The organism is Clostridium sp., assembly GCF_051656525.1.
Classification (GTDB): Bacteria; Bacillota; Clostridia; order Clostridiales; family Clostridiaceae; genus Clostridium.
Window position 1 is genome coordinate 1 of sequence record NZ_JBOGCC010000235.1, and the last position, 15,080, is coordinate 15,080.

Here is a 15,080-nt window from a genome sequence, read left to right on the forward strand (position 1 = left end):
CAATTGAAGATATTTCATTAATGAGAAGTATTCCAGGGATGATAGTTATAAATCCAGCTGATGCAGTTGAAACAGATGCAGCAATTAAAGCTATTGCTGAAATAAACGGGCCTTGCTATGTAAGATTAGGAAGAGCAGCAGTTAATATAATTAATGATAGACCGGAATATAAGTTTGAAATAGGTAAAGGAGTTACTTTAAAAGAAGGTAATGACGTAACTATTATGGGGACTGGAATTATGGTTGATGCAGCTTTAGAAGCAAGTGAGATATTGAAAAATGAAGGCATTAATGCAAGAGTTATAAATATTCATACTATAAAACCAATAGATGCAGAACTTATTGTTAAAGCAGCTAAAGAAACTGGTGCAATAGTAACAGCTGAAGAGCACAACATAATTGGTGGATTAGGTTCAGCAGTAGCAGAAGTAGTTGCTGAAAACTGTCCAGTGCCAGTATTAAGAGTTGGAGTTAAAGATACATTTGGGGAAAGTGGATTACCAAATCAACTTTTAGAAAAGTATGGATTAACTGCTAAAGATATTGTTGAAATGGCAAAAAAGGCAATAAATTGCAAAAGATAAGATAAGTATGTTATAACAGTATAGAGAGAATCTATACTGTTATTTTTATGGATAAAATTAAAAAAGGGGTAAGGGGAAAACAGATGAGAGAAAAACTGAGGGAATATTCAATTATTACAATAGGGATGATAATGGTTGTTATAGCCATTCAATTCTTTTTTATACCTAACAATATAACAGGTGGTGGTGTTACAGGAATATCAGTTGTTATATGTGAATATTTTAAAGGGTTAAATGTTGGTTTAGTAATGGGAATTCTAAATATTATTTTATTTGGAGTTGCATTTATTTTTATAGGAAGAAACTTTGGAGGAAAAACTATTTATGCTGCAATGGGGATATCAGGTATAAGCTGGATTGTAGAAGAATTTTTTACACCAGTTGCATTAACTAGTGATTTAATGCTTGCAACTATTGCAGGAAGTTTACTTTTAGGTGGAGGTCTTGGAATTGTTTTTACACAAGATGCATCTACTGGAGGAACAGATATTATAGCTAAGATTTTAAATAAATTTTTTCATATTGATATGGGAAAAGGTATGCAAATGGTAGATATAGTGGTCGTTGTTGTTAGTGGAATAACATTTGGAATTGAAAAAGCAATTTATGCTGCTATATGTGTTCTTTTAACTGGAATAATAATTGATAAAGTTATTTCAGGATATAGTACATGCCATCAAGTAATAATTTTTACGAATAAAACAAAACATATAAAAGAATATATTATTAATGATGTAGACAGAGGTTGTACTGTATTTACTGGTGAAGGTGGTTATACAGGGGATAAGAAGAATGTAATATATTGTGTTTTGGGAAGGTCACAACTGATGAAAGTAAAAAGATTTATAAAAGAACATGAGCCAGATGCCTTTGTAACAGTAAGTGAAGCACATGATGTTGTAGGAAAGGGCTTTGGTACAATAGAATAAGAGGAGGCATATATGCAAAAAGATATAGTTAAAGATTATATTATGATTACTTTTGGAATAATTTTAGTTGCAGTAGGAGTAGATTATTTTTTTGCACCAAATGATTTAGCAGCAGGTGGAGTAACAGGGCTTGCAATTGTTATTAATAAGTTTCTTCCTTCAATTGACATTGGATTAATAACATTAATAGTAAACTTAATATTATTTGGAATAGCATTTATGTTTATTGATGGAAATTTTGGAGGAAGAACTATTTATGCAAGCATACTATTATCAGTGATAATATGGTTTATAGAGAAATTTTTAAATCCAGTTGCACTGACACAAGACTTAATGCTTGCAACCATATTTGGAACATTAATTTCAGCTATTGGAATGGCGATAGTATTTAATGCAAATGGGTCTACAGGTGGAACAGATATAATTGCAAAGCTTTTAAATAAATATCTTCATATGGATATTGGAAAAGGTTTATTAGCTATAGATTTTTTAATTACACTTGCAGCAGCTATAACTTTTGGATTAACTTTAGGATTTTATGCAATGCTTAGTGTAATACTATTAGGTATTTTAATAGATAAACTGATAGAAGGATTTAATGTTTGTAAACAAGTTATAATAATTAGTGAACAAAATGAAGAAATAAGTAGATTTATTATAGGTGAAATAGGACGTGGATGTACTTGTCTAAAAGGCTTTGGAGGATATTCTAAAGAAGATAGATTTGTAATATATACGGTTCTTGGAAGAAGTGAGTTCATAAAACTTAAGAATCATATTCGAGAGATAGATAAGCAAGCATTTATAACAGTTGGAGAGGTTCATGAAGTTTTTGGAGAAGGATTTGATAAAAATTAAAAATAAGGAAATAATTTGTAGGTAAAAGAAAAATTTAATAAATTTTTATACAAATATGAATAATCTATGTGTTATAATGAAATTTATAATGGACAAGAAGGGATTTTTGTTTAATTCTATAAGGAGTGTAAAATAATGATTGAATTTAAAAATGTATCAAAGATTTATGATAATAATGTAAAAGCACTTTCAGATGTAAATGTAACTATAGACTCAGGAGAGTTTGTATTCTTAGTTGGTCCATCTGGTGCAGGTAAATCAACATTCATAAAGATGATATTAAAAGAGGTTGAACCAACAAGTGGTACAATAGAAGCGACTGGTCAAAATTTAGCAGATATAACTAGGGGAAAAACACCATATTACAGAAGAAAGATTGGAATGGTATTCCAAGACTTTAGACTTATACCAACTTTAAATGTTTATGAAAACGTAGCGTTTGCTATGAAAGTTGTAGAAGCATCCCCAAAAGAGATTAGAAGAAGAGTTCCAATGGTATTATCACTAGTTGGATTATCTCACAAGTATAAAATGTTTCCTAATGAATTATCTGGGGGAGAGCAACAAAGGGTTTCATTAGCTAGAGCTATAGTTAATAATCCTGCAATCTTAATTTGTGATGAGCCCACAGGAAACTTAGATCCACAAACAGCAAATGAAATAATGGATTTATTAGATGATATAAATAAAGCTGGAACAACAGTATTAATGGCAACTCATGCGCAAGAAATCGTTAATGACATGAAGAAGAGGGTTTTAGCTATTGATAAAGGTGTGATTGTAAGAGACGAAGAGAGGGGTAGATATACTGATGAAGATTAATACAGTAGGTCACTTTATAGGTGATGCTTTTAAAAGTTTAAAAAGAAATAAAACTATATGTTTAGCTTCTATAATAACTGTTCTTATTACTTTCTTTGTTTTGGGGATATTTGTTTTAGTAAGTAAGAATGTAGGTTTAGCTTTAAATGGAGTTCAATCAAAAGTTGAACTTAAAGTATTTTTACAAAATGAAATAACAATGCCAGATCAAAGGGCTTTAGAAATTAAGCTAAAAGATATGCCACAAGTTAAAGATGTACAATATGTATCAAAAGAACAAGCGTTTATTAATTTCCAAAAAAGCTCTGAAAATAATAAAGGATTATTAGAAGGGTATACTTTAGCAAATAATCCATTCCCAGCATCATTTACTGTACAATTGAAAGTGCCAGAAGATGCACAGACAGTTGCAAATGCAGTGCAGAATATGCCAGGGGTTGATAGTATAGGAAATCAACAAGACTTAATAAATACAATAACTAAGATAGTAAATGGAGTTAATATTGTAGGAGGAATTCTATTCTTAATATTAATTGGAGTTGCAGTATTCTTAATTATGAATACAACAAAACTTACTGTTTACTCAAGAAGAAGAGAAGTTGGAATAATGAAATTTGTTGGAGCAACAGATTGGTTCATTAGATGGCCATTCATTATTGAAGGAATGATTATAGGACTGGTTGGGGCGGTGTTATCAACATTGCTGATAGCAGGAGCATATCAAGGATTCTTTACATGGATAACAAGTAAGATGTTATATGTAAATATAGTAGGAACATCATATATATTCACAACATTGCTATGGATATTTGCTATAGCAGGAGCTGCAGTTGGAGGAATAGCGAGTTATTTCTCATTAAGAAAGTTCTTAGTAGTATAAAAAAGATATGAAATTAAATACAGTATAATGTATAATAAACTCAGTGGATAAATTTCACTGAGTTTTATTTTTATGGTTAAAATGGAGAAAAAGGGGAGATATATGAAAAATAAATGGGGTAAGAGAGTTATTATAGGTCTTAGTGGAGTATTAATTGCAGTGGGATGTTTTTCTTTAGGAAATATAGCGGCAACTAAGGGATTAGTATTAACTAATATAAGTTCTAAGGTAAAAAATGCTATGCAAGAAATGAATAATACTGAAAAATATAGTGAGTTATTTGATGTAAGAAGTGCATTAATTGCAAATTTTGATGGTGAAGTTGATGATACTAAATTATTAGAAGGGGCAATAAAGGGAATGACTAATGCATTAGATGACCCTTATACTATTTATATGACTAAGGAAGAATATAAAAGTTATAATGAACAAAATTCAGGGGAGTATGTAGGGATTGGAGTATACATTGGAGTTGAAGATGGAAAGGTTGAAATAATAAATCCAATGGAAGGCTCTCCAGCAAAGAATGCAGGTCTTAGAGCTGGTGATAAAATAATAAGTGTTAATGGTGAGAAGATAGGCAGTGACACAGAAAAAGCAGGAAGTTTAATAAAAGGGAAAGAAGGAGAAGAAGTAGCTTTAGAAATTCAAAGAAAAGGTGAAAAGACTCTTAAAACTTTTAAAATTAAACGTGCACCAATTGAAACAGAAGACGTAACAGGAGAGATGATAAATAAGGACATTGGTTATGTTAGTATTACAGGATTTAATTTAGGTGTAACAGAAGATTTGAAAAAACAGATACAAGAGCTAAAAGGTAAGGGGATGAAAGGTTTAATCTTAGATTTAAGAGGAAATCCGGGAGGATACTTACATGAGGCTGTTGGAATTGCATCACAGTTTATAGAGAATGATAAGACTATAACTTATACAATTAATAAGTATGATAAGGAAGTTGTAGAAAAATCAAAAGGTGGAGATGCAATTGGAATGCCATTAGTAGTTTTAATTGATGGTGGAAGTGCAAGTGCATCAGAAGTTGTGACAGGTGCATTGAGAGATTATAAGGCTGCAACAATAGTTGGAATGAATAGCTTTGGAAAAGGGATAGTTCAAGCACCGGTAGAGTTTAAGGATGGAAGTGCATTAAAGGTAACTATTTCAAAGTACTATACGCCAAATGGTGAAAATATTCATAAGACTGGAATAGCACCAGATGTAATAGTTGAAATTCCAGAGGAAGTATTGAATAAGCCATATAATAGAGAGGCAGATAGTCAACTTAAAAAAGCAATAGAGGTTATGAATCAAAAAATAAATTCTTAGGGAGGGGCTAAAGTGGGGTTGGTTATATATACATTAAAATCCCTAGCGATAGTTGTAGTTAAACCATTTTTTCTAGGAGTGTTGATAATATTATCAATTATTTTTTACACAAAAAATAGAAAAGTTTCTAAAATGCAAAAAATGATTTCTGGGGAGAGTGTAAACTCTCCTTTAGAATTGACATTATCTCAGTTAGTATTAGGAATTTTAGCAGGATTACTGCTTGGATTGTTATCTAATGGACTTGGAATTGCATTTAAACAGAATTCAGGAATACAAATAATTTTTATAATATCAATAATACTAATGTTTATAAAGCCACGGTTTGGAGCATTTGCATATAGTGGTTCAATCCTTGGTATATTTAGTATTATATATGTTCATTTTATACATAGAGGAAACATAAATGAACCTTTTAGAATAGACATAGTAGCGTTAACAGCATTTATAGGAATTTTATACATAACAGAAGGAATTTTAGTTTTAATAGATGGAAGTACAGGTTCTGTTCCTGTGTTTTCAAAAGTTGGAGGAGTAGTATATGGAGGATATGCTTTAAATAGGTATTGGTTTTTACCTATTGGGTTACTTATTTTTGTAACAAGTAACTCTGTATCATCTTCAGTTGTACATAGTGTTTCTACTCCAAGTTGGTGGCCAATATTATCTAGTCCTAGTACAAAATTATTAATGGAAACAAGTATAGCAATTATGATGACTTTTTATGGAGTATTAAATTATTCCGGAATTACTTTTACTAAAACTAAGGCAGAAAAACGAAGAGAGTCAGGGATTATAATTTTCATATATGGCTTGGTTTTATGTGGTTTATCGCAGATAAGTAGGTTTGGAGTAATTGGAGAAGTTGTTGTATTAGTATTAATACCAGTCCTATATGAAGTGATGTTAGATATCCAAAGAAGAAGAGAGAGAAAGCGTAAAAAGAAATTTTATAGTCTTCCAGGAAGAGTATGTATTATGGAAGTTGTTCCAAGCTCAGTTGCATATAAAGCGGGAATAAGAGCAGGAGATATTATAAAGAATATAAATGGAATAAAGGTTAAGAGTGAGAAAGAAATATATATAATGAAGGATTATGTTTATAGTGAAGTAAAAATGACAATCCTAAAAAAGCATAGAGAATTAGAGATAACAGTAGAGAAAGACTTAAATAAAGGGCTGGGATTATTAGTAATACCAGTTTCAGAGTTAAATAAAAAGAATTTCGCTGATATATTAAAAGTGAAACAGGAAATGTTGAAGAAATAGATAAGAGAGAGGTGAATTTAAAATGGATACTTTTAAAATAAAATCAAAATTTAAACCTATGGGAGACCAACCACAAGCAATAGATACATTAGTGAAGTCTTTAAATGATGGAAATAAATATCAAACTCTTTTAGGGGTAACAGGTTCAGGTAAAACTTTTACTATGGCAAATATTATTGAAAGAGAAGGAAGACCTACATTAGTACTAGCACATAATAAAACACTTGCAGCACAATTATGTGCAGAGTTTAAGGAGTTTTTCCCAGATGCTATAGTAGAATATTTTGTATCATACTATGATTACTATCAACCAGAGGCTTATGTACCACAAACAGATACATTTATAGAAAAAGATGCATCAATAAATGATGAGATTGATAAATTAAGACATTCAGCAACATCAGCACTTTTTGAAAGAAGAGATGTAATTATAGTAGCATCAGTTTCGTGTATTTATGGTCTTGGAAATCCAGATGAATATAAGAAACTTACTATAAGTCTTAGAAAAGGTATGGAAAAGGATAGAGATGACATAATAAGAAGTCTTATATCTATACAATATGAAAGAAATGATATTGATTTTTCAAGGGGAACTTTTAGAGTCAGAGGAGATTCTTTAGATATTATTCCTTCATCACAGTCTAATAAGGGAATAAGAGTAGAATTCTTTGGAGATGAAATAGAGAGGATTAGAGAGTTTGATGTTCTTACAGGAAATATAATAGGAGAAAGAGAACATGCGCACATAACACCAGCATCTCACTTTGCTGCATCACAAGAAGTTATAGAAAGGTCTATAGGAAAGATTGAAGATGAACTTGAAAAAAGGCTTATAGAATTAAATTCACAAGATAAACTTTTAGAGGCTCAAAGATTAAGGCAAAGGACTAATTATGATATTGAAATGATAAGAGAGATGGGATATTGTAGTGGAATAGAAAACTATTCAAGACTTCTAGATGGAAGACCTGCAGGTTCACCACCAAAAACATTAATAGATTATTTCCCAGAAGATTTTCTTATGTTTATAGATGAAAGTCATGTAACTCTTCCACAAGTTAGAGCGATGTATGCAGGAGATAAATCAAGAAAAGATTCATTAGTTGAATATGGATTTAGACTTCCTTGTGCATATGATAATAGACCTCTTAAATTTGAAGAGTTTGAAGAAAAAATAAATCAAGTAGTATTTGTTAGTGCAACACCAGGAAAATATGAGAAAGAACATGAAATAGTAGTTGCAGAACAAATAATTAGACCGACAGGTCTTTTAGATCCACCAATAGAGATAAGACCAGTAACAGGACAAATTGATGATTTATATAGTGAAATTTTAAAAACAACAGAGCGTGGATTTAGAACATTAATAACTACATTAACAAAGAAAATGGCTGAAGATTTAACTAAATATTTAACTGAGCTTGGAATTAAGACTACTTATATGCATTCTGATATAGATACAATAGAAAGAATGAAAATAATAAGAGATTTAAGACTTGGTGAGTATGATGTATTAGTAGGAATAAACCTGTTAAGAGAAGGGCTTGATATTCCAGAAGTTGCATTAGTTGCAATATTAGATGCAGACAAGGAAGGATTCTTAAGATCAGAAACTTCTATGGTTCAGACTATAGGAAGAGCAGCTAGAAATGCAGATAGTAAAGTTATAATGTATGCAGATAATATTACAGGTTCAATGGATAGAGCTATAAAAGAAACTAATAGAAGAAGAGAAATTCAAATGGAGTATAACAAAGAGCATGGTATAACTCCAAAAACAATAATAAAAGATGTTAGAGATGTTATAGAAGCAACTAAAGTTTCAGAAGAGGAAGCTAAGTATGAAGCTAAGGAAGAAAAGAAATTAACTAAGAAAGAAAAAGAAAAGTTAATTAAGGAATATACTGATGAAATGTTAGATGCAGCTAAAAATCTTCAATTTGAAAGAGCGGCAGAACTTAGAGATATAATTGAAAAGCTTAAAAATAAATAGATTAATAGAAAAAGAATGACTTAGGGTTAAAAGAGTCATTCTTTTTTAAAAATAATTAAAAAATTTACTGCTTGTTCAAAGAAAATACTTTGATTGTCAAAATATTTTTATTATACTTCTTAAGTAATACAAAAATAAAAATAGATAGGTGATTAAATGAAAGCAGTGAAAAAGGTATGGAGAACTCTTATTATTTTAGGAATAATACTAGGTTTAGTAATTTCATTTGTAATGCAAGTATGGATAAAACCAGATATTGTTAATCCTATAGGTAGAGTTTTAGGATACTTTGATTATTTTACTCAATGGAGTAATATATTCGTTTTAGTTTGGTTTATAAATGATACGTTTTTAGATAATAGAATAAAATTATTTAATAAAAGAGGAGTTAGAGGAGCACTAACTGTGTACATATTAGTTGCAGCAGCAGTATTTTGGTTAATACTAAATGCACAATGGAAGCAAGTTGGATGGGATAAGTTTGAAACGTGTATTTTACATGGATTTACTCCATTGATGTTTGTATTAGATTGGTTATTTTTCTATCCAAAAGGAACATATAGATATAAACAAATATTTAAATGGGAAATATGGCCAATTGCATATATGATATTTGCTATAGGAATGGGTAAAATAACAGGATACTTCCCATATTCATTTTTTAATATAGATAAGCAAACACCAATGCAATTTATAGGAAGTATGAAATATGTAGTATTAGCATTTATTTTATTCCCAATAATAATAGTAACAGTAGATAAAATATTATATGCTTTAAATAAGTTAAGAGGAAAACAGTTAAATTTAAGCTTTTTAGAAGGATATGATGAAGAAGTAGCAATTTAAATTAAAAAGATTATCATTTCAGAGAAATATTGAGATGATAGTCTTTTCTATTTTCAAAAGATTGTAAAGAATTTGAGTTTAGAGATCATTATGATAAAATGGAAATAAGATCATTATCTCAACAAATAAATTTATTTAAAGTTGCTGATATGAAATTAAAATATACGAAAAAAATATTTGAAACTAATTGAAGACCTTGCAAAATAGGCAGGAGCGTCAATTGGTTATTCAAGATATTTGCTGAAATTTTTAAATATGTACTTTAAAATAGAAATGGAGAATGAGAAAATCTATAGGTAAGAGAGATGGCACTTTAGATGAATATGTGTATATGAGTATAATATTGAGATTAGGGATCTAGAAAATGAAATTAGTAAAGGAATAACTTTTAGAGAGATAGAAGTATCTATTCTATGGAGAAAAAGATAACTTTACTAGGATATAGAAAGGTGATTTAGTATTATGGAATGTGTTAGAAAAGTTACGGAAGATTTATATTGGGTTGGAGGAAATGACAGAAGATTAGAATTATTTGAAAATATTCATCCTATTGAAAGAGGAGTCTCATATAATTCATATCTTTTATTAGATGAAAAGACAGTTCTTTTTGATACTGTAGATTGGTCAGTATGTCGTCAGTTTTTAGAAAATATTGAATATGCTTTAGATGGAAGAAGATTAGATTACCTAATAATTAATCATATAGAACCAGATCATGGAGCATCTCTTGAAGAAATACTTTTAAGATATCCAGATGTGGTAGTTATAAGTTCAGAAAAAGCATTTATGATGATGAGACAATTTAATTTTCCAGTTAAAGATAATGCTATAGTAGTAAAAGAAGGAGATATGCAGTGTTTTGGTAAACATAAAATTACATTTATGGCAGCACCAATGGTACATTGGCCGGAGGTTATGGTGAGCTTTGATGTAACTGATGGAGTATTATTTTCAGCAGATGCATTTGGTTCCTTTGGAGCTTTAGATGGGAAAATTTTTAATGATGAAGTGAATTTTGATAGGGATTGGTTAGATGATACTAGAAGATATTATACTAATATAATAGGAAAATACGGTCTTTATGTTCAAAAACTATTGAAAAAAGTTTCTGATGTAGATGTAAAAATAATTTGTCCATTGCATGGATTGGTATGGAGAAGTAATTTAGGGTATATTTTAGATAAATATAATAAATGGAGTAGTTACGAACCAGAGGAAAAAGGTATATTAGTAGTCTATGCATCTATGTATGGAAATACAGAAAATGCAGTAAATGTACTTTCAACAAAATTAGCTGAAAAAGGAATGACAAATGTATTTGTATATGATGTTTCAAAAGCTAGCATGTCGAATCTTATATCAGAAAGCTTTAGATTTAGTCATATTATTTTAGCATCAGTAACATATAACTTAGGGATATTCCCACTTATGAAAAATTTTCTAATGGATATGAAGGCATTGAATCTTCAAAAAAGAACGGTAGGAATAATAGAAAATGGTTCATGGGCACCAAGGGCTGGGTCTAAAATGAGAAAAATATTTGATACTATGAAGGATATGACAATATTAAATGAGCAAGTAACAATAGTATCTTCATTAAATGAAGTAACAGAGAATAAATTAGATCAATTTGTTGATGATATTTTAAAAACGATGGAAGATTAACTTGAATAGAGCTAAAAATTTTTGATTATAGAAAATAATATAAAGATAGAGAAAAGATGATATAATTTAAAGGGAAAATGGTTTAGTTAAAATTAGGAGGATATTATGAAAGAAGTAAATATTAAGGAATTAAGAGAAAAAGCAGAAGGGTATTATCAAAGAGGAGAATTTTTTTGTTCAGAAGCAATAGTTAAAGTTTTAAAAGATGAATTTATGCCTGAGATTAGTGATGATGTAGTTAAAATGGCATCAGGATTTCCAGTAGGAATGGGAAGAGCTGGGTGTACTTGTGGTGCATTATCAGGTGGAATAATGATACTTGGAATGATGTTTGGAAGAAATGAACCTAGTGGAGCTGAAGTTGCAAAAGCAATGGAATTAACAAGAGAATTACATGATAAATTTAGAGAAGATAATAAGAGTACTTGCTGTAGAGTATTAACAAGAGGAATGACACTTGGAACTCCAGAGCATAAAGTACAATGCGTTAGACTAACAGGAGACGTTGCAGAAGAAGTTGCTAAGATGATAATTAGAGAGCAGAGCAAATAATAGTTAAGAATTTAAAATTAAGAATTAAGAATTATGAGGGATTGGCGGTGCCAATCCTTTTTTGAGAGCTCAAAATTTATTGGGAATAAATTTTTTGTAGGAAGAGCCAATAGGTTAATTATTCAGTGAGAAAATAGGAACTATAATTATAAAATGATGCAGGTTAGAAATGAAAAAATTCTTAATTTTACATTCTTAATTCTTAATTAAAATATGTGTTATAATTAGTATTTGAAGAATATTTTCTAATATAAGTAAATTAATGTTTGTATTGAATTTAGTAAAAAAGCTTACAATAAAATATAGAGTATAAAGTGATAAGGGAGGTATGAAAAATGAAAGATAAGATTATTATTAAGGGTGCAAAGGTACATAATTTAAAGAATGTTGATTTAGAGATTCCAAGGGATAAGTTAATTGTTTTTACAGGGCTTTCTGGTTCTGGAAAGTCATCTTTAGCTTTTGATACTCTTTATGCAGAGGGACAAAGAAGATATGTTGAGTCTCTTTCAGCTTATGCAAGACAGTTTTTAGGGCAAATGAATAAGCCTGATGTCGAGTATATTGAAGGGTTATCTCCTGCAATATCTATAGATCAAAAGACAACTAGTAAAAATCCACGTTCTACTGTTGGAACTATAACAGAGATTTATGATTATTTAAGATTATTATATGCAAGAATAGGGATTCCACATTGTCCTAAGTGTGGGAAGATTATTAGTCAACAATCTATAGACCAAATTATAGATAAGGTTATGGAGTTTCCTGAGAAAACTAAGTTGCAAATTTTAGCTCCTTTAGTTAGAGGAAGAAAAGGAACTCATGAGAAGATTATAGATAACGTAAAGAAGAATGGTTTTGTTAGAATTCGTATAGACGGAGAAGTATATGAGATTGGTGAAGATGAAATTAAGCTTGATAAAAATAAGAAGCATAATATAGAAGCTATTGTTGATAGAATAGTTATTAAAGAAGGAATTGAAAGTAGACTTACTGATTCTATTGAAACTGCATTAAAGCTTGGTGAAGGCCTTGTTATTGTAAATGAGGTAGGAAAAGAAGATACATTATATAGTGAAAAGTTTTCTTGTCCTGATTGTGGAATAAGTATAGAAGAACTTGCACCAAGAATGTTTTCATTTAACTCACCTTTTGGAAAGTGTGATCACTGTGATGGACTTGGAACATTAATTGAAATAGATGAGGATTTAGTTATTCCTGATAGAGGATTAAGTATTAAAGAAGGTGCTATTGCATCTTGGGGTGAAGGAAGAACTAAGGAAGATTCTTGGACATATGCTATTTTAAAATCATTAACTAAGAAATATAAATTTAAATTAGAGACACCTATAAAAGATTTAGATAGAGAGATAGTTGATATAATTCTTTATGGAACTAATGGAGAGAGAGTTAAGGTTGATTATGTTAAGGATGGAATTAAGGCAACATACAATGTAGCATGGGAAGGTGAAATTAATTCACTTCAAAGAAGATATATGGAAACTAATTCTGATGTAATTAAAGGTGAAATTGAACAGTATATGAGTGATAATCATTGTCCTAAGTGTAAGGGAGCTAGATTAAATAAGGAAGCTCTTGCAGTAACAGTTGGGGATAAAAATATTTTTCAATTTACAGAAATGCCAATAAGAGAAGAGTTACAGTTTATAAATTCTGTTAAGTTAAGTGAAAAAGAGGCTATAATAAGTGACCAAATTTTAAAGGAAATAAAGAGCAGATTAGAGTTTCTTTTAAATGTTGGTCTTGATTATTTAAATCTTTCAAGAAGTTCTGGAACATTATCAGGAGGAGAATCACAAAGAATAAGACTTGCAACTCAAATTGGTTCAGCTCTTATGGGAGTATTATATATTTTAGATGAGCCTAGTATAGGACTACATCAACGAGATAATGATAGACTTATAGGAACGCTGAAAAACCTTAGAGATGTAGGAAATACAGTAATTGTAGTTGAACATGATGAAGATACTATGAGAGAAGCTGACTTTATTGTTGATATTGGACCTGGTGCTGGCGAGCATGGTGGAAAAATTGTTGCAGCAGGAACTTTAGAAGAGATAATGAAAAAGGATAATTCTATAACTGCACAATATTTAACAGGAAAGAAAGTAGTGGAAATTCCTAAAAAAAGAAGAAAAGGGAATGGAAATAAGATTTCTATTGTAAAGGCTAGTGAAAACAACTTAAAAAATGTTTCTGCAAACTTTAATTTAGGTGCATTAACAATGGTAACCGGGGTCTCAGGTTCAGGAAAAAGTACATTAGTTAATGAAATTCTGTATAAGGGATTAAATAAAATAATAAATAAAAGTAAAAATCCTGTTGGAATGCATAAAGAAATAAAAGGGGCAGAAAATATAGATAAGATAATTGCTATAGACCAAAGTCCTATAGGAAGAACTCCACGTTCAAACCCTGCAACTTATACAGGAACATTTGATATAATTAGAGAGTTATTTACACAGACACCAGAAGCTAAAATGAGAGGGTATAAACCAGGAAGATTTAGTTTTAATGTAAAAGGTGGAAGATGTGAAGCGTGTACAGGTGATGGAATTATAAAAATAGAAATGCAATTTTTATCTGACGTATATGTTCCTTGTGAAGTATGTAAGGGAAAAAGATATAATAGGGAAACACTAGAAGTAAAATATAAAGGTAAAACTATTGATGATGTTTTAAATATGACTGTTGAAGAGGGATTAGAATTCTTTGAAAGCATTCCAAGAATAAAAAATAAATTACAAACATTGTATGATGTAGGTCTTGGATATATTAGACTTGGGCAACCATCAACTCAACTTTCAGGAGGTGAAGCACAAAGAATTAAACTTGCATATGAATTGTCAAAAAGAAGTACAGGAAAAACATTTTACATCCTAGATGAACCAACAACAGGGTTACATATAGATGATGTGAACAGGTTAGTACAAATTTTACAAAGGCTTGTAGATGGGGGAAATACAGTGGTTGTTATAGAGCATAATTTAGATATGATAAAATGTGCTGACTATATAGTAGATTTAGGACCAGAAGGTGGAGATAAAGGTGGAACAATTGTCTATTCAGGACCATTAGAAGGAATCTTAAAAGAGAAGAACTCATATACAGGAAAGTATTTAGCTAAAATTTTAAAATAGAAAAAACCAAGCAAAATGTTAATATTAATAAAATATTAACATAAATGCTTGGTTAAATTAATATAAAATTAAATGTAAGATAAATGTATGAATTAAAATTAATTTTAGTGTATAATCTAAAAGATAAAGTAATATGAGGTGAAAATATGATCAGTTTTGAAAGATTTATAGGAGGCGTTTTTGGAATCTTCTTTA

General features: G+C 30.0%; 12 protein-coding genes. All 12 read left to right on the forward strand.

The window, feature by feature from the left end; genetic code table 11:
• A partial coding sequence (locus ACRDDY_RS11960; RefSeq protein WP_438565175.1) for a transketolase family protein occupies nucleotides 1–584 on the forward strand: 584 nt, incomplete at its 5' end.
• 83 nt (nucleotides 585–667) lie between these two features.
• Nucleotides 668–1,513 (forward strand): YitT family protein, encoded by an 846-nt coding sequence (locus tag ACRDDY_RS11965; protein WP_438565176.1) that lies wholly within the window; start codon nucleotides 668–670, stop codon nucleotides 1,511–1,513.
• Between the two features lie 12 nt (nucleotides 1,514–1,525).
• Entirely contained in the window at nucleotides 1,526–2,371 is an 846-nt protein-coding gene (locus tag ACRDDY_RS11970) for a YitT family protein (RefSeq protein ID WP_438565177.1), read from the forward strand.
• 135 nt (nucleotides 2,372–2,506) lie between these two features.
• Nucleotides 2,507–3,193 (forward strand): cell division ATP-binding protein FtsE, encoded by a 687-nt coding sequence (gene ftsE / locus ACRDDY_RS11975; RefSeq protein ID WP_438565178.1) that lies wholly within the window; start codon nucleotides 2,507–2,509, stop codon nucleotides 3,191–3,193.
• On the forward strand, nucleotides 3,183–4,073 hold the full coding sequence (ftsX, locus tag ACRDDY_RS11980; protein WP_438565179.1) for a permease-like cell division protein FtsX: 891 nt from the start codon (nucleotides 3,183–3,185) through the stop codon (nucleotides 4,071–4,073). The genes ftsE and ftsX overlap by 11 nt, the downstream gene beginning before the upstream one ends.
• A gap of 102 nt (nucleotides 4,074–4,175) precedes the next feature.
• The gene (locus ACRDDY_RS11985) at nucleotides 4,176–5,399 is read left to right on the forward strand and encodes a S41 family peptidase (RefSeq protein ID WP_438565180.1); all 1,224 of its coding nucleotides are present in this window, start codon (nucleotides 4,176–4,178) and stop codon (nucleotides 5,397–5,399) included.
• Between the two features lie 12 nt (nucleotides 5,400–5,411).
• Nucleotides 5,412–6,668, forward strand: a complete 1,257-nt coding sequence (locus tag ACRDDY_RS11990; RefSeq protein WP_438565181.1) for a PDZ domain-containing protein — start codon at nucleotides 5,412–5,414, stop codon at nucleotides 6,666–6,668.
• 22 nt (nucleotides 6,669–6,690) lie between these two features.
• On the forward strand, nucleotides 6,691–8,661 hold the full coding sequence (gene uvrB / locus ACRDDY_RS11995; RefSeq protein ID WP_438565182.1) for an excinuclease ABC subunit UvrB: 1,971 nt from the start codon (nucleotides 6,691–6,693) through the stop codon (nucleotides 8,659–8,661).
• 156 nt (nucleotides 8,662–8,817) lie between these two features.
• Nucleotides 8,818–9,507: a Pr6Pr family membrane protein gene (locus ACRDDY_RS12000; RefSeq protein WP_438565183.1), complete on the forward strand. Its 690-nt coding sequence runs from the start codon at nucleotides 8,818–8,820 to the stop codon at nucleotides 9,505–9,507.
• Between the two features lie 462 nt (nucleotides 9,508–9,969).
• On the forward strand, nucleotides 9,970–11,172 hold the full coding sequence (locus tag ACRDDY_RS12005) for an FprA family A-type flavoprotein (RefSeq protein ID WP_438565184.1): 1,203 nt from the start codon (nucleotides 9,970–9,972) through the stop codon (nucleotides 11,170–11,172).
• 105 nt (nucleotides 11,173–11,277) lie between these two features.
• A complete protein-coding gene (locus ACRDDY_RS12010; protein WP_438565185.1) occupies nucleotides 11,278–11,724 on the forward strand; it encodes a C-GCAxxG-C-C family protein in 447 nt (148 codons plus the stop codon).
• A 335-nt stretch (nucleotides 11,725–12,059) separates the two neighbouring features.
• Nucleotides 12,060–14,885 carry an excinuclease ABC subunit UvrA gene (uvrA, locus tag ACRDDY_RS12015; protein WP_438565186.1) on the forward strand — a complete coding sequence of 942 codons (2,826 nt, stop codon included), beginning with the start codon at nucleotides 12,060–12,062 and terminating at the stop codon, nucleotides 14,883–14,885.
• The last annotated feature ends 195 nt before the right edge of the window (nucleotides 14,886–15,080 follow it).